Here is a 15873-nt window from a genome sequence, read left to right as displayed (position 1 = left end):
TCTCAGTCCAACTAATGGGGAGCAGTTCATTAGGTGCCGAGGCGTTTCTGCTGGAAAAGGCGAGCCTGGTTTGGGGTGACCAAACGGCTAGCAATGTGACCCGTGACATGCGACGTTTGGGCATAAGTGCAGGTTAAATTTTGCCGTTATTCTGTTTCCAATTTCCTGGCTGAAGTGGGTCGAATTTCTATATTGTGACCGTTTTTCATCACCGGTACGGTTTTCGTGTGAGCACGGCAGTGGCCGCAAAGGAGAAGGCGAGAAGCCCTTTACCTTCAGCTCTGGGCATCGCGCCACACCATTTATCTACACTTCATTTTTCTAAAGGATCATCATGGATAACCTGTGCAACATCTGCGAACTGATTTCCTGCTTGCCAGCACCGGCTCCGCTGCCGGTACCTGAGTTCAACGTGAACTTCCCGGAGGGCCCGCTGATTCAGGTCGACTCTCTGTTCCCGAACTTCCACTCTCTGACTGAGGGCGGCAACCTGGGTCTGCAGAATATTGGCGGCAATCAGGACAACGCTCTGCAGAACGTCGGTGGCAACCAGGGGCTCCAGAACGCGGGCGGCGACCAGCTGAACGGTGGCGACCAGATTGGCGGCGACAAGCTGGACAAGGGCGACAAGGTCGGCGGCGATCAGGTTAACGACAAGGGCCAGATTGGTGAGCGTCAGTCCGGTTTCCAGACCGGTGGCCAGGATCAGAGCCTGCAGAACGTCGGTGGTGACCAGGGTCTGCAGAACGGTGGCCAGGAGCAGGGTCTCCAGACTGGCGGTAAGAACCAGAACGGCCTTCAGACTGGCGGCCAGGAGCAGGGGCTCCAGACCGGTGGTAAGAACCAGGGTGGCCTCCAGACTGGCGGCCAGGAGCAGGGTGCCCAGACCGGCGGCAACAACCAGGGTGGCCTGCTGGCCGAGGACGGTGCGGGTGACAACCTGCCAGTCGACCTGGACCTCACCGGTGCAAAGGCTATCTAAGGCCGTTTAAGCTGACTTAGGCACTGCACTACAACGACACTGCGCAGCTATTAGCTCTCGCAGCTATTAATACGTAACAGCGCACGAGCGCCTTCTCACTCCTTGTGGAGTGGGGAGGCGCTTTTCTGTGTTTATAGCTGGCGACGTTGGGCCGATCCGAGTTACTGACTGCGTTTATGTCAAAAATGGCCCAAAAAATGTCCTGAAAGCGTCATAAACTCGCACAGTTTCACATTTGCAGTCCCCTATTCAGTCGCGTTTTACATAACGTGATCTGTTGGAATGCCGTGAATCAGACCCATTTTTGTCTATTAACCGCGGATGGAGAGGTTGGGGCGGAGGGGCGATTATTTATGCAGCCGCAATTAGCACACAATTATGTGGCTTATTAAATGATGTCCGGGGATTCTTTTGCAAATAGTCTTGAGATATCATTTTTGCTCTTAGAGATTTATTGGCTTGCATTTTCATTAGGTGGGGGTGGGGTGTCATTTGTGCCGTAACTCACAATTATGAAAATCGTGACATGGGAGACATTCTAACCCAAATTAATGGGCGGGGATTCATTGAAAAAACTTCATATGCGCAGGTTAATCGTGATTTTATGGGTTGAATGGCCAGATGTCATGGAGGAAAGTGGAACTTCGGCATGCGTGTGGTGTCCAAATGTCTACCCCAGAAAAAATATGCAAACAATAATTATTGATATTGAAATAAATGACAAGAGGGGTGGCAATTAAATGGCTCAACAAACATAAAATGTATTTGTTATATTCGGGGACGGCCAACGCTATAAATGAGAATTAGAAGGCGATGTCAACTGGGCTACCTGTGATGGGGGCTGGAGACGCTTATGCGTGGTCATTGATTGTTAATTGAAGGCTGGAAAGGTAGCGAAAGGTGTATAACGCACTGAAATCGAAGGAAGGGGGAGGGCTCATGTTCGGTCGTTTTACAAACGAGAAGCGCTGGTTGGCGCTTTTTAGCTTCGTGGCTGTGCTCGCTCTTTTCTTCGCTAAATCTCCAATAATTGCGCATGCGCAGGAGGCAGAAGACACTGGCGAAACCCTGACGATCCAGAAGATTTTGAGTGTTCCTGGAACAGTTAAGGGTGTTGAAGCCAATGGAAATGTCCGTGATTTTGGGCCACTTATTGCGGCCTTTGACGAGGCTGCAACTCCATATGGTAGCCACAAAATGGGTTACTGCATTGAGGCCAGCGTCGGCGGTGATCTTTATGACACCGGTCGTGTGCAGAACTTCAGTCAGTTCTCGCGCAGTACAGATACCAATAACAAGCTGCGGAACGACTTTGACCGATACCGGAAGCTCAACTGGATTGCGCACCACGGTTCGCCAGCTGTTGGTTTGGATGAACTGGGGAAGGCAGCTGGAGTTAAAGGACGTCTGAATGTGCTGGATGCCAATAACGCAACTCAGTTCGCTCTGTGGCACTTCTCCGATGACATTGACTTCTCCCAGGGCATTCACAACCCATCGACGAAGGCTGTCTACGACTACCTCACTGGTCCGGCTAACATCGGTCAGGGCACCGTCGACGGTACGAACCGCACTGGCTACATTTTCAACAATGGTAAGAAACAAGACATCATTGTGATTGATAATGTCACGCCGTCTTCAGGTGAAGTTCCGGCAGAGCCGACGAAGCCATCTGAGCCAGAGAAGCCGACCGAACCGGAACAGCCAACAGAACCGGAGAAGCCAACTACTCCGACCACTCCTGCGGAGACCACGACCCCGTCCGAGTCGACCAAGCCGTCCGAGCCGGAGAAGCCGACGGCGCTTAAGCCGTCGATCTCCACTCAGGCTCGCCTGAATGGCAACAAGATTGTCGCGGGCGCTGTGGTTAAGGACATCGTGAAGTTCACTGACCTGGTGCCGGGTAAGAACTACCGCCTGGACGCCACTCTGGTGGATAAGACCAATGCCGACCGCATTCTGGGTACCGGCAGCGTCGAGTTCACTCCGGAGACCTCTTCGGGTGAACAGACTGTCATGATTACCGTCTCCGATGATGTGGATGAGCCGGTTTCCGCTGCTGTTGCATTTGAAAAGCTGACCTCGACAGAGGTCACCGCCGATGGCCAGGACAACGCCGATGGTCAGCCGGTAGAAATCGCCTCCCACGAGGACATTAACGACGCAGCTCAGACCGTTCACGGCGAAAAGCCGGAACAGCCGACGACCTCCGAAGAAACTCCGACGAGCGAGGAGACAACCGAGGAAACAACGGAGCCGTCGTCCAGCGAGACCGCTACTTCTGAGACCAGTGAGTCTGAGGCTCCGACGACGTCGGAAAGCGAAGAGCAGCCGAGCTCTTCGACGACTACTCCTAACGCCTCCGAGTCCACGAAGCCGGCTGCCCCGACGGAGCCGACCGAGCCGACTGACAGCACTGAGTCGCAGACCACGGAACCGACCGAGCCGACTGAGACCACCGGACCGTCTAAGCCGAGCGAACCCGCTGATACGCCGCTGGAGCCGGAGCTGCGCACGGTAGCCGAGCTTCAGGGCAATCGCATTGAGGCTAATGCCAAGGTTGTCGACACCGTACATTTCGAGGGGCTGGTGCCTGGTAAGAACTACACCCTCTCCGGTGAACTGGTTAACAAGGCTGATAGCTCTGTAATTGGTCATGGCGAGGCGACGTTCAAGCCGACGTCGGCAAGCGGTACTGTGACTGTCACTCTCGAGGTGTCTGACTCTGTTAAGACTCCTGTTGCTGAGGCTGTCGTGTTCGAGCACCTGACCTCTGATGAGGTTGACTCGACTGGTAAGGAAAGCGCTGGTCAGGTCAATGAGATCGCTGACCACGCAGATATCAACGACGCAAACCAGACCGTGACTGGAGAGGTTCCGGAGAAGCCGGAAGACACTCCGACTGAGGAAAGCGAAACTCCGTCCGAGGAAACGACCGCACCGGAAACCAGCTCGACTGAGCCGACCACGTCCACGGTTCCTGCCACGCCGAGCGAGGATGAGCCTTCCGAGCAGCCAGAGACGACACAGCCGGAAGAGCCGTCTGAGACGACAACTCCGTCTAAGTCTGAGTCCGAGAAGCCGAGCAAGCCGTCCAAGCCTGCCCAGCCGGAAAAGCCGACCAAGCCGAGTAAGCCTGCTCAGCCGGAAAAGCCGAGCAAGCCAAGCAAGCCTGCTCAGCCGGAGAAGCCGAGCAAGCCGACCCACCCGGCCCAGCCGGAGAAGCCGAGCAAGCCAAACCATCCGAGCACCCCAGCTCAGTCTGAGGACAACCCAGCCATCACGACTACTGCCGGTATTGCCGGCAAGGGTCTGATTGAAAAGGGCGCTGTCGTCATCGACACGGTGCACTTCACCGGTCTGAAGCCGGGTACGAAGTACACCCTGACCGGTGAGCTGATGTGCAAGGAGACGGGCAAGTCCACTGGCGCTAGGAGCCGCCTGCACTTTGTGCCGACGGCATCCGCAGGCACGGTTGATGTTCCGATCATCATCACTGACGGCGACTGCGCTTCCCAGGTTGCCTTCGAGACTCTGACCGATGCCAATGGCAAGGAAGTTGCTGTTCACAAGGACATCAACTCTGCTGAGCAGACTGTCACGAATGGCAAGACCCCAGAGAACACGCCATCTGAGCAGCCGAAGGATGAGGGCAAGCAGGGCACGCCTAACGACGATTCCTCCGCACCGACCAGCGACACTGCCACCCCGAACACTGTGATTAATCAGCACTCGGAGCAGAACAACACCAACGTCACCATCATCGGAGGCACTGGCCAGGATAAGCAGAAGAACCACGGAAAGCCGTTGGCTCCGAACTCGGAACGACGTGCAATTAGTTCGGTTCCGTCTGGCCCGACCGGTTTGGCTACTCACGCTCTGCCGACGGTAGCCACGAACTAAGGAGATTCCATGACCGATCAGTTTGGCTCGGACGAGACCGGAAAGGAACCTGGAAATGCTCCAGGTTACGAGCCCGGCATCGATCCGGAAACCGAAACCGGCGCACTCGGCCACGTTGATCCGTTTGGCCAGGATGAAGACCAGGCCGACGGCCAAGCCGAAGACCTACAAAGCGTGCCTTGGTGGAAGCAGCCAAGAATGTATATCGCCGCTATCGCGTTAATCGGCGTTATCGCTCTGCTGGTGATTGGCCAGATCAATCGCAATGATTCGACGCTCGATGGTGCGCAGGAGAATCTGCCCACTCCAGCACAGGGTTCTCGGGGAGCTGTGCACGAGATGGAGATGCTCATTGATGGTAAGTCGGCTCCGATTGATTTCGTTCAGCTGACTGATCAAGGATCTCTGATTCCACCGACCGATGTTTCGCGCCTTGGCTGGTACTCGGCTTCCGCAATCCCGGGTGAGAAAGGTGCAGCTGGATCGTCCGTCATTACCGGTCACGTCAATGAGGTGGACCAGGGCGATGGCTACGCTGCACGTTTCGCTGACCTGAAAGCTGGTGACACTGTCACGGTGAAGGTAGATGGCGAAAGCCGAGACTTCACCGTCAGCAAGGATCCAATCCAGGTGGTCAAGGGCGCTCAGATGCCCGAGGCTGTCAACGATGCAGTTGGTGAGAACCGCTTGGTCCTCATTACCTGCGGAGGCGAGTTCGTCGGCGGCACGTTGGGATACGCCGACAACATCATCGTCGAGGCCACTCCAGTGCGCTAATCCAGTGCGCTAGGGCACTAGGGCACTGGGGCGCAGCCTCAATTCATTGACCAATTTCATTGGCTGCGGCTGTTGAACGCCGTCGAACAACAGCGGCGCCGACAGTCGCAGAAAACACAAATCAAATCTGCAGAAACACTGCAGAAACACTGAAGATAAGGAAGTACCTATGAGCATGTTGAAGAAAATCGGTGTCTGGGGTGTGGGCGCACTCGTGCTTGCCGCTCCGGTTGCTACTGCCGCACAGGCGGTAGCTGCACCTGCAACCTCCGCTGACACTGCAGTTGTCGCTCCGGGCAAGGGCGGGTTCCTGCACTCGGGCAAGCTGGCCGTCAATCGCTACGTCTTCGAGCTTGAGCATCGCGATGGCAAGGACTACGTCAACATCACCTTCACCGGTGACCACAGCGCTGACGTGCAGATCATGCCGGATGGTATGACCCCCGAGGGCAAGAAGAAGGTCGATCAGGTTGGTGACGTCCTCAAGCTCAACGGCTACAACGATGTTCACTACTGGGCGGTTCTCTAAACGCCTCTTGTGACGCCACAGCGCGCCCCGTGTCGCTTACTGTCTCTGTGCTTTTACAGGTCCTAGCACAAGGCGGTGGGTCGCGGGGCGTTACTTGGTTTTTGAGGGTGTCCTTTTGCTTTCGCTTGACGACGTTGTCGTGACAGCAAATACGAGAAGGTTGATGAGCCCTCATTTGCCCGGCGTGCGCTGCGACGATAGCGGTAGGGGGGTAAAAGCTATTGATACAAACCAACTGGTTAGCCCTGATTGGGGGAAGGGGGATAAATCGAGGAAATCTTGACGCTTTTTTGGGTGAATGGGCAAAAGCCCGTCGCGAACAGTGCAAAGAGCTATCGCGGAGGTAGTACGAAGTGTGAATGCGAAGGGTTTTCATGCCCAGGTGTCGCGGCCCGTTCTCCTTGGGGTATCGGTCAGATGCTTAAGCGGTTAAGTTATTTATAAGCGGTTCACTGAGCGCTGTTAACCGAGCGAGCAATGAGCTTGAGCTGTAATGTTTCGACATTCAAACATTAAAGTTCATAACGCTTAAGCTTAAAAGGTTAGACAAACTGGTCTTTTTCTTAAGGAAAAACTCAGTTTTGGCAAGTCGGGGAACGTTGGTGTCGCCGTCTGGAGTGAATCGCGAGACGTATTGAAGCGTGTCGCTTCATTTTGGACTTCTGTAAAGGACCTGTTTTCGTGAATAAGTTCTCCCGTACCGCTCGTTCGGTAACTTTCGCTGCCATCGTCGGTCTGTCGATGGGTGTCTCCGCCCCGGCTGCAATCGCTCAGGAGGATCCCTCCATCAACCAGGCTGCTGGCGACTCTCCCCTGGTGAATAAGAACGCCAAGGGCTCGCTCACCATTCACAAGTTCGGTAACCCGACTGGTGAAGGCCAGCCGTCTGGTACCGAGGCTGATATCAAGGATGTTGAGGCCAACGGTGGCCAGAAGCTTGAAGGTGTCGGCTTCACCGTTTACAGGATCAACAAGACTGCAGATGGCAATACCGACATCGATGTCACCACTAACGAGGGCCTACTGGCTGCTTCGAAGCTGAAGGCATCTGACTTCTCTCAGGGCGCAGCTCTCAAGGGTGACCTGCCTGCGGGTGTCCTGTCGGAGGTTGCATCCGGTAAGACCGGCCCAGACGGCAAGTGGAACGTTGGCACGGAACTGCCTCTCGGTGCTTACCTGGTTGTTGAGACCGGCCCGAAGGAAGGCTATGACCCGGCTGTTCCGTTCATCGCTTTCGTTCCGATGACCGCGGATAACGGTGGGGATAACCAGGGCACTAGCTGGAACTACGATGTCCACGCGTTCCCGAAGAACTACAAGGACGAAGAGCCGGACAAGACCGTCAAGGACAAGGACCAGAACGCTGGCGACGAAAACCTGGTCTACACCGTCACGGGTACTGCTCGTCAGCTGAAGCCGGGCACGGAGCGAAACCAGTTCCAGATCACTGACCAGATTGACCCGAAGCTGGAAATCACCGACGTGAAGGTGACGGTCGCTGGCCAGGAGATCCAGCCGACGCAGGATGTTGATGGGAAGTTCTTCGAGGGCAACAATGTCGACGTCGCCCTGAATGAGGAAACTGCTAAGTCCCTTAACGCGGGTGACAAGGTCGTCGTTACCATCACCACCACGCTGAAGCCTGAGTTCAAGGAAGCTACCGATATCGCGCCGAACAAGGCTCTGGTCTTCCAGAACAACCCGGATGGTTCTCAGAACAGCACTCCGAAGGAGACTCCGGAGGTCAAGACTTACTGGGGTGGCCTGCAGTTCACGAAGGTCGATGGCGACCGCAAGGGTCTGGAAGGCGCTGAGTTCCAGATTGTCCGCCAGGAGGCTGGCAAGCAGTGCTCCGAGATTGACACCAAGAAGAAGGACTCTTGGACCCCGGTCAACGGTCAGCAGAATGGCAAGGTTGATACCACCTTCGTCTCTGGCCAGGACGGTGTCGTCAAGATCACCGGTCTCCACGTCAACGACTTCGAAGACAACGCCGAGGTTGTCGAGGGCGAACAGTCCCACTACTGCCTGATTGAGACCAAGGCTCCGAAGGGCAAGGAGCTGCTGCCGGAGGCTCTCGAGTTCAAGCTGGTTGCTACTGGAACGGATTCTGAGGGCAACCGCCAGTACGAGCTGGCTTCCGTCCAGGTCGGCGCTAACGCAGGTGAGGTTGTTAACTCCGACGACACCACCCCGAACCTGCCGATGACCGGTGGTGCCGGTGTTGGCATCCTAGCTGCTATCGGTGCAGCTATCGTCGCAGCTGGTGCATGGTTCGCCCGCCGCGGTTCCAAGAACTAAATCCGAGTAAAGGCTCGGTCACTGGAGCTCTTTAGCTCCAGTGTTGAGGGAATAGCGTGCGTTCAACAGCGCACGCCATTCCTGTAGTTTGCGCATCACTGAAATTACTGTTGCGGCCTTTCGATGTGCTCTTTTTCAACAGCAGGCATTCCCATGCCGGTGAGAAAGAGAAAGGCCACATCCCTTTTTGATTGACTTCTTGGGAGTTCCTCCGTGGGTAAACACTCTGCGTCGACTCTGACGCGGGACGCATCAGCTGAGCAGCCTGATCAGCCTGAGCAGGCGAAAAAGAACAGCATGGTTCTCCCCGCAATTCTGGTGATTGTGGGTTTACTTGTGATGCTGTACCCGGTTGTCTCCACGGCATTGAATAACTACGGCACCTCTAAAGCGGCCAAAGAGTTCGCCAAGCTGGAAAAGTCCGTACCCCAAGAAGTTAAAGATGAACAGTGGGAACGCGCTCATTCTTACAATGAGCGCCACACCACCGGCCCGATTCTGGACCCGTGGCTTAACGAAATTAATGACCACAACCCCGAGTACGCCGCTTATCTCGATCAGCTAAACGCTACCGACGTGATGGCGCGTCTGATTTTCCCAGAGATTCAGGCCGACCTGCCGATTTACCACGGCACCAGTAATGAGGTGCTCGCCAAGGGGCTCGGACACCTATACGGATCTGATCTTCCAGTCGGCGGTGTTGGAACCCACTCCATCATTACCGGTCATACCGGACTTACTAACGTAACGCTCTTCGATAACCTGCGGAAAGCAAAAGAGGGAGACGCCTTCTATATCCAGGTCGCAGGTCACAAGCTGAAGTACGAAATTGATCAAATCAAGGTTGTACTTCCGCATGAGACCGATGATCTTCGTCCCGTTGAAGGCCAGGACTACATCACCCTCATCACTTGCACTCCTTACGGGATTAACACGCATCGTCTGCTAGTGCGTGGGCACCAAGTGCCGATGGATCCGTCGGAAAGCAATGTCTTCGACCAAACGCACGGAACTGGATGGCAGTGGTGGATGTATGCCCTGCTCGTAACAGTGCTTGTGCTTGGCGCAGGCTTTGCGTGGTGGCTCTGGCGCCAGCGCCTCGACGCCGACGAAGAGCTTGACGACGACGCTGAGAACGCGGACGTCGAGACTGCTGATGGCGACGCAGACAGTGATGAACTCGCTGACGGCAGCGAATCGGCATCCGAGGATAATAACAACACTTCGTGGTGGGAAAACGACAATGAATAAATATTTGACATCCACCTGGAACCGGATAGCTGCGTTCTTAGCTGCCTGCGCTCTGGTTGCAGTGATGGGTGCAATCGGCGCGAATGACGCCAACGCGGCCAGGATCGTTGGACGCGTGGATGCTCCGGGCGTTTCAGCAACGAGCGGCACTGACATTGTGCGAATTACCTTGAGCCCAGGAAATCCTGACGATGATAATTCGTCGGCATCGGGCTCTATTTCTGGCGTGACCATTCATCTGGAGCGCCTCAAGGGAATCTCGCCGTCTAGCCAGCAGGACCGCGAGAAGGTGGAAAACGCCACCGCGGCTGAGCTTGCCGAGTGGCCAAAAGACCTCCACTTCAGCCAGGTCACTGACGAAAACGGCTCTGTTAAATTCAGTGACCTGCCGGAGGGTATTTACCTTGTGACCTCGACGGCTCCGAACGACAGTTACCGGGAGATTAACCCCTTCTTGGTATCGGTGCCTTTCTATGGCGCGGACTATGACTCCACTCCGGTAGAGGGAGTCATTGTGGCGAAGTCGCATAAGCCGGGGGAGACACCACCACCGTCGACGCCTCCGACCACTCCGCCGAAGACCCCTCCGACGACGCCACCTGGAACACCGCCGACTACGCCGGGAACATCGACCCCGCCGAAGACTCCGCCAATGACCCCGCCGACAACTCCGGGTGAACCGGGAACCTCGACGACAACGTCGACTACCTCCACGCCATCTGATGGATCCGGATCCTCGACGCCTTCGGATTCGTCGGGTTCATCCTCAAGCTCAGGAAGTAGCGGAGGATCCGGCTCCTTGGCGCTCACCGGTGTGCAGGTAGCAGGCCTGGTAGCTGCCGCTGCAGCACTAATCGGCGGAGGATTCGTCATTATCGCCGCTAGCAAGAAGAACTCAGAAAGTGGGAAGAACTAATGTTTTCGACAACATTCCGCTTGCCGGATTCGATGCGAACTGCGCTTCGCATGTTCTTGGCCGCTTTGCTAGCGGTAGCTCTCGTTGTCAGCGGTCAGACTTTTGCTCCCACCGTGCCGCAGGCGCAGGCGCAGACGGAAGTCATTCCGACGTCTCCGCCGAATTATGAGTTTAAGAAGATTAAGGCTTCTCCGATACCGGGCGACGCAAAATTTGAGTTCACTATTGACAAAGACGCGACGATTGACAGCGTTCAGCTCAATGTCGGTGGCTCAGAGTGGATTCAAACTTATCGATTGAGCATTAATGGCAGGATGATTCCAGCCCAGTTCGACCAGAATCTACCGACTAGTGACGCGCGACGGGCACCGGTGGAAGTTGTGCACAGTGGATTAAATCAAACGGTGAAAGCGGGCGATAAAATTAACTTAGAGTTATGGATCAATAATAGGGTAGCAACGGGCAGCGTATCTCTGACTCTTCGCGGCACTACCGCAGGTTCGACTGAGCCCACCGATCCAAGTGAGCCAACAGACCCGTCAACTGACCCGACGGAGCCTACCCAGCCGACAGATCCAACTGAGCCCACCGAGCCTACCGAGCCGGAGAATCCGGAGCCAGAACCAGGAACGGTAACACCTGCGGATCCAACCCTTGTCGATCCCGCGACTGCACCGGAGTGCGTGGAGAAGGCTTACATCAATATCCCGGACACCAAGGGTGTTGATTACTACCTCAACGCGGAAAAGGCACCTGCTGGTCCGCATGTTTATGAACAGAATAAGCCAGGTACGGTCAAAGTCACTGCAGTAGCGCAGCCAGGTTTTAAGCTCGCTCCGAATGCGCGTACCGAGTGGACCTTTAACCTTAGCGGTGAGGTTAAAGACTGCTCAGGTTCTTCCGAAGACCCCAATCCACCTGCTGCCGAAGGGCGTCATTTTGATGCCATCGGTCACGAGTTTGCAGTTAAAGCTGACCCAGTAGATCCGAAGAACCCCAATGCCTTTACGGCTAAGGTGACTGAGGAATCTCACATGAAGTACGCAACCGTGCGTATCGAGACTGACGCGACCTTCTTGGATCCGCAGAAGTACAACCTCACTCTGGACCAGATTGAGCCAGGTGTCACCTTGCAGAAGCGCAACGTCAATATTGGCAACGGCTTCATCACTATGGATGTCGTGCCGGTAAAGGATGGGAAGCCGGTTGACTCTGCCGTTGTGCCGAAGGATGCGGTATTCACCTTCACTAATAATCTCTCGCAGAACAAGAATTTGAAGGTCACTCTGGATGTCTACGGAGAGAAAAAGGACGAGCAAAAACCACCGGAGATTATTTCGCCACCAGATGGAGCTAAGTGGGTGCATGGGCGAGTCCCTAACCCGCCGATGCCACAGCGTTGTGGCCTGCGCATTGCCGTAGTAGCAGACCTTTCGACATCGCTCCGTTACGCAGATACTGATGGTTTCGAAGCATCTAAAAAGGCCGCGAATGCATTTATCGATTCCCTGCAGGGCACCCCAGCCGAGCTCGGCATCTATAACTTCGCAAGTGGCGGTCCGGCTAATCAGGCTGGAACGACACACGGTCAGAACCCACCATATATTTCAATGCTGTCGGAGCAGGGCGTCCAGCGAGCAAAGGACGTAGTTAAGAACTGGAGCTATAACGCAAATAACAGTGCTACGAACTGGGAAGCGGGCCTGAAGCAGGTCAAGGATAACGACTACGACGTGGTGTACTTCATCACTGATGGTATGCCCACGACCTCCTCGACAATCAAGAGCAAGGGCATCGGTGGTGAATTCGTTCAGGCTAGTGCTCTCAACGACGCAATCAAAGCATCCAACGAACTCAAAGCTGCCGGTACCCGTGTTGTGCCGCTCATGGTCGACCTGACTCTTGGCGGGCGAAGCAGCCAACGCCCCGTTGTAACGAATGATCTGGTGCTCAAAGACGCCAAGCGCATTGCCTGGACAGCAGATCCGGGACAAAGTCCAGGTTTGTACTACAAAATTCGAAGTGACCACCCGAAGGCTAGCCACGCCAATTACATCGGCACCGACATCTTGGTGAACCTGAAAATGGCGTACGACGCGGCCGGCAGCCAGACCCTGCAGGTGTATGAGCGTCTACCCAATGGGAGGCAAGAGACGGTCACTCTCAATCAATCGAGGTGGACCTACGGTACGCGTGATGTCAAGACCATGGGCGAGGATATCTCGGGCACTGATGACACGGTGAGGGTGTCTAACTACAGCAAGCTTGCCGAACAGATGAAAACAATCGCCCAAGACGTAACCACACGATGCAACGGTGTAGTGAAGGTCAAGAAGAGGATTGTCGATGAAAACGGCAAGGTTCTCAAAGACGGTGCCCCTGGTTGGGAGTTCACACTGTCCGCAAATAACAATGTCATCGGTTCTGGTAATGGCCCGCTGGTTCATCAGTCGATGAAGGTAACCTCCGGTTCTGAATCCGACAAGGGTACTGCATCGTGGAACATTGAAAGCGAGCGTGAGCAGTCGCTGGTTCTGACTGAAACACAGAAGCAGGGCTTCACTTTGTTCCGCCGCGGTGACACCTTGGATTCCACCGGTGACTTCAACGCCGTATGTACTCAAACCCGCGACGGGAAAACCTCACCTCTCAAGGTGGAAAATGTGGGCGAGTTCGGTTTCCGCGTAAAGATGTCGGAATCCAATAAGGTCCTGTCTTCCGTCTCCTGTGTCGTCGATAACTACGAAGCGCCGGACACCAAGCCGGGCAAGCTGACCTTGGAAAAGGCGGAGTACGTCGATGGTGAGGGAGTCAAGATTCTACCGGGACTTGGTGGTGCAACCTTCGATATCTACCCCTCGGCTGGTGGGCAGCCGGATTACAGTGGAGGACCGGTCTACACCATCACGCCTGATCAGAAGTCAATTGAAATCACTGAAACTGGCACTTTCTACCTTGTAGAAACGATGGCACCGGCAGGACTTAGCCTGCTGCCAGAGCCAGTAGCTTTTGAAATCTCAATTGACCAGGAGACCAAGGAGTACACCGTCTCAGTGGTAGGTGGCAGCAGCCCGCTTATCAAGGCCGAAGGCTCCGGCGAACTCATGATTATGCAGGTGACCGACACCAAGACCGGTAAGCTGCCAAAGACCGGTGGAAACGGAGTCCTTCTCTGGACACTGTTTGGTGCGGTAATCGCAAGCTGCGGTTGGTTCTGGACTCGCCGCCAGCAGTCCTAATAACAAGAATGGGTTCTGTGCAGTCGCCTGCACAGAACCCATTGGGCAGCACAAAGAATAAGACTCGCGTCCCACCCATCAGGAAGCCCTACGCAAACACAGCGCTCTTACCAGGGTGAGTTCGCGGTGATGTATGAGCCAAGCTGCTGCCCGTTCCCATCGATGATGTTCCAGGTAGTTGAAACAACGCCGACAGCGCCTTTTTCCGGAACCCATACAGGGCCACCGGAATCGCCTCGTTGAGCGTGTACGTTCTGAACCTGTAGAGCGTTGTCCTCGATTTGGTATGCCGCGCGATCAGCGGCTAAACCGCAGCTCACTTTCCCCGTAGTGTTTCCGTATATGCAGACTGTCTCGCCTGTTTGAACATCTGTTGGGGATAGAGTCGAATCGCCCGAATACGAATTCTCACCTGCAGTAGCGGGGTTGTCAAGTGAGACAACTCCAATATCGTTTCCTGTGTCCAGCGAATGGTCATAGGAGGGAGACGGTTGGAATACTCCAATTTTCTGAAAGGTCCCATCCGTCACTGTGTCTCCCTCTTGTCCACAATGACCTGCTGTGTAAATTTGCGAATTGGTTTTGTCGACATAGCCAGCCGTACAGACACTAGCTTGCGGTCCATTAGCGTGAACGATGACAACTGGATCGCCTTGGTTAATGGTGGCGGCGTAGGCCGGTAGCCCGGTTGTTGCCGTGATAACGGCAGTGACAGTGAAAATCCATGAAGGTCTATTCATGGGGAAATCTGCTCCTCAGTGAGTTGGTCGGTGGTGGCCCAAAACAAAGCTAATCTCGTTGAGAAAGATGGAACGTATGCGTGTCGGGCAGTTCATATACCCGTTTCGTATCGCGAATATAAGGAAATATATAAACCTATCAGTTAAGACAGAACCTACGCTCAAGTGATCAATCATGCGTGGTAGCGTTCTAAAAATGGGGTAGAAGAAAGGCCAACGCCCATTGGGGAGTGGGGCTAAACAGCTGCAGAGTTGCCGCTGGCACTGTCGCCGTCGTCAAGCGCGGCAACCAAATCGCGGTGCGCACGAGTTCCGATCGTGGTCGGCATTAACACACCGCTGAAACGTGGAATCTCGCTGTAAGTTGCCACTCGTTATACAAAGTTGTCGAATTTGTTAGCAAACGGCTGGCACGTGGGGTTCGTTCGTGATGTCAGAACGGGAAATGAGAGGTCATATCCTGCCGTCAACCAGGGATAATCTAGAAATTATAGAGCTCTCCGTGATGCCGGGGAAGAAGGGCACATCAAGTCTGTAATCCATTTTTCTAAGAGACTTTCATAACGAAATCCCTGCTGGAGGGGCTCTCTCGCAGTCATGTACTCCTAGCCGCACTGCAGGTTTCCTGTGGCGGCTATAGCATCGGCATTGTCCAGACATTTCGTCTACAACACTGAGAACAGGAACGGCACATCATGGCTGACAACGCAAAGAACACTGCTAAGAACACCCCGGCAACTCAGGCTGGCTCGGACTCCGCGAATAAGGGAACCGGCCACGGCCACACTTCTATCGACGACAGCGTCGTCTCCAAGATTGCAGGCATCGCTACCCGCGAGGTCTCCGGTGTCTATGACCTTGGCGGCGGCATGGATCGCTTCGCTGGCTCCGTCCGTGAGTTTGTTTCCGGCGGCAGCGCCAACGTATCCCAGGGAATTGCTGTTGAGGTCGGCGAGCGCCAGGCTGCAGTCGACGTCACCATCATTGCCGAGTACGGCGTTGCCATCCATGAACTGGCTGAGGCTATCCGTCAGAACGTCATTAGCTCGGTTGAGCGTATGACCGGCCTTGAGGTCACTGAAGTCAATGTCGATGTTTCCGATGTCCACACCGACTACCAGACCCCGCAGGAGCGCGAAGAAGAGGCCGCTAAGCAGCGCGAAGAGCAGCGCAAGGCCATCGCGGCTGCTAACGAGCCCAAGGAACAGCCACGCGTCCAGTAGTTGACAACTATT

Annotated in this window: 11 protein-coding genes; 9 read left to right on the top strand and 2 right to left on the bottom strand. The window is 55.0% G+C overall.

What is annotated here, in order from left to right:
- The first annotated feature begins 334 nt into the window (after nt 1-334).
- The 8 genes from HMPREF3042_RS08840 (at nt 335) to HMPREF3042_RS08805 (ending at nt 13898) form a co-directional block, all read left to right on the top strand.
- Complete coding sequence (locus tag HMPREF3042_RS08840) at nt 335-982, top strand: hypothetical protein (protein WP_049190903.1); 648 nt, start codon at nt 335-337, stop codon at nt 980-982.
- Between the two features lie 939 nt (nt 983-1921).
- Nucleotides 1922-4885: a VaFE repeat-containing surface-anchored protein gene (locus HMPREF3042_RS10875; protein WP_070856840.1), complete on the top strand. Its 2964-nt coding sequence runs from the start codon at nt 1922-1924 to the stop codon at nt 4883-4885.
- Nucleotides 4886-4894: 9 nt separating this feature from the next.
- Nucleotides 4895-5662: a class F sortase gene (locus HMPREF3042_RS08830; RefSeq protein WP_070856838.1), complete on the top strand. Its 768-nt coding sequence runs from the start codon at nt 4895-4897 to the stop codon at nt 5660-5662.
- 169 nt (nt 5663-5831) lie between these two features.
- Nucleotides 5832-6191 carry a hypothetical protein gene (locus HMPREF3042_RS08825; protein ID WP_070429229.1) on the top strand — a complete coding sequence of 120 codons (360 nt, stop codon included), beginning with the start codon at nt 5832-5834 and terminating at the stop codon, nt 6189-6191.
- A gap of 681 nt (nt 6192-6872) precedes the next feature.
- Nucleotides 6873-8492, top strand: a complete 1620-nt coding sequence (locus HMPREF3042_RS08820; RefSeq protein WP_070856837.1) for a SpaH/EbpB family LPXTG-anchored major pilin — start codon at nt 6873-6875, stop codon at nt 8490-8492.
- 237 nt (nt 8493-8729) lie between these two features.
- The gene (locus HMPREF3042_RS08815) at nt 8730-9743 is read left to right on the top strand and encodes a class C sortase (protein WP_246822409.1); all 1014 of its coding nucleotides are present in this window, start codon (nt 8730-8732) and stop codon (nt 9741-9743) included.
- Entirely contained in the window at nt 9736-10659 is a 924-nt protein-coding gene (locus HMPREF3042_RS08810) for an isopeptide-forming domain-containing protein (RefSeq protein ID WP_070856833.1), read from the top strand. Before HMPREF3042_RS08815 ends, HMPREF3042_RS08810 begins: the two co-directional genes overlap by 8 nt.
- Complete coding sequence (locus tag HMPREF3042_RS08805) at nt 10659-13898, top strand: LPXTG cell wall anchor domain-containing protein (RefSeq protein ID WP_083327459.1); 3240 nt, start codon at nt 10659-10661, stop codon at nt 13896-13898. Before HMPREF3042_RS08810 ends, HMPREF3042_RS08805 begins: the two co-directional genes overlap by 1 nt.
- A 107-nt stretch (nt 13899-14005) precedes the next feature.
- On the opposite strand, the gene HMPREF3042_RS10685 is transcribed toward HMPREF3042_RS08805, so the two are convergent.
- Nucleotides 14006-14638 (bottom strand): trypsin-like serine protease, encoded by a 633-nt coding sequence (locus HMPREF3042_RS10685; RefSeq protein ID WP_083327458.1) that lies wholly within the window; start codon nt 14636-14638, stop codon nt 14006-14008.
- A 236-nt stretch (nt 14639-14874) separates the two neighbouring features.
- Nucleotides 14875-15009: a hypothetical protein gene (locus tag HMPREF3042_RS11060; protein ID WP_256381194.1), complete on the bottom strand. Its 135-nt coding sequence runs from the start codon at nt 15007-15009 to the stop codon at nt 14875-14877.
- A gap of 324 nt (nt 15010-15333) precedes the next feature.
- On the opposite strand from HMPREF3042_RS11060, the gene HMPREF3042_RS08800 reads away from it, so the two are divergent.
- A complete protein-coding gene (locus tag HMPREF3042_RS08800) occupies nt 15334-15861 on the top strand; it encodes an Asp23/Gls24 family envelope stress response protein (protein WP_016421902.1) in 528 nt (175 codons plus the stop codon).
- Nucleotides 15862-15873: the final 12 nt, after the last annotated feature.

This window comes from Corynebacterium sp. HMSC074C05, from assembly GCF_001838325.1.
Lineage (GTDB): Bacteria > Actinomycetota > Actinomycetes > Mycobacteriales > Mycobacteriaceae > Corynebacterium > Corynebacterium amycolatum.
Note: the sequence above shows the minus strand (reverse complement) of the source record. Positions and strands in the feature narration are given on the sequence as shown.

Bases quoted from the DNA above. Each gene is read 5' to 3' on its own strand.
- HMPREF3042_RS08840 (WP_049190903.1), top strand. From the start codon at position 335: ATGGATAACCTGTGCAACATCTGCGAACTGATTTCCTGCTTGCCAGCA.
- HMPREF3042_RS10875 (WP_070856840.1), top strand. From the start codon at position 1,922: ATGTTCGGTCGTTTTACAAACGAGAAGCGCTGGTTGGCGCTTTTTAGC.
- HMPREF3042_RS08830 (WP_070856838.1), top strand. From the start codon at position 4,895: ATGACCGATCAGTTTGGCTCGGACGAGACCGGAAAGGAACCTGGAAAT.
- HMPREF3042_RS08825 (WP_070429229.1), top strand. From the start codon at position 5,832: ATGAGCATGTTGAAGAAAATCGGTGTCTGGGGTGTGGGCGCACTCGTG.
- HMPREF3042_RS08810 (WP_070856833.1), top strand. From the start codon at position 9,736: ATGAATAAATATTTGACATCCACCTGGAACCGGATAGCTGCGTTCTTA.
- HMPREF3042_RS08805 (WP_083327459.1), top strand. From the start codon at position 10,659: ATGTTTTCGACAACATTCCGCTTGCCGGATTCGATGCGAACTGCGCTT.
- HMPREF3042_RS10685 (WP_083327458.1), bottom strand. From the start codon at position 14,638: ATGAATAGACCTTCATGGATTTTCACTGTCACTGCCGTTATCACGGCA.
- HMPREF3042_RS08800 (WP_016421902.1), top strand. From the start codon at position 15,334: ATGGCTGACAACGCAAAGAACACTGCTAAGAACACCCCGGCAACTCAG.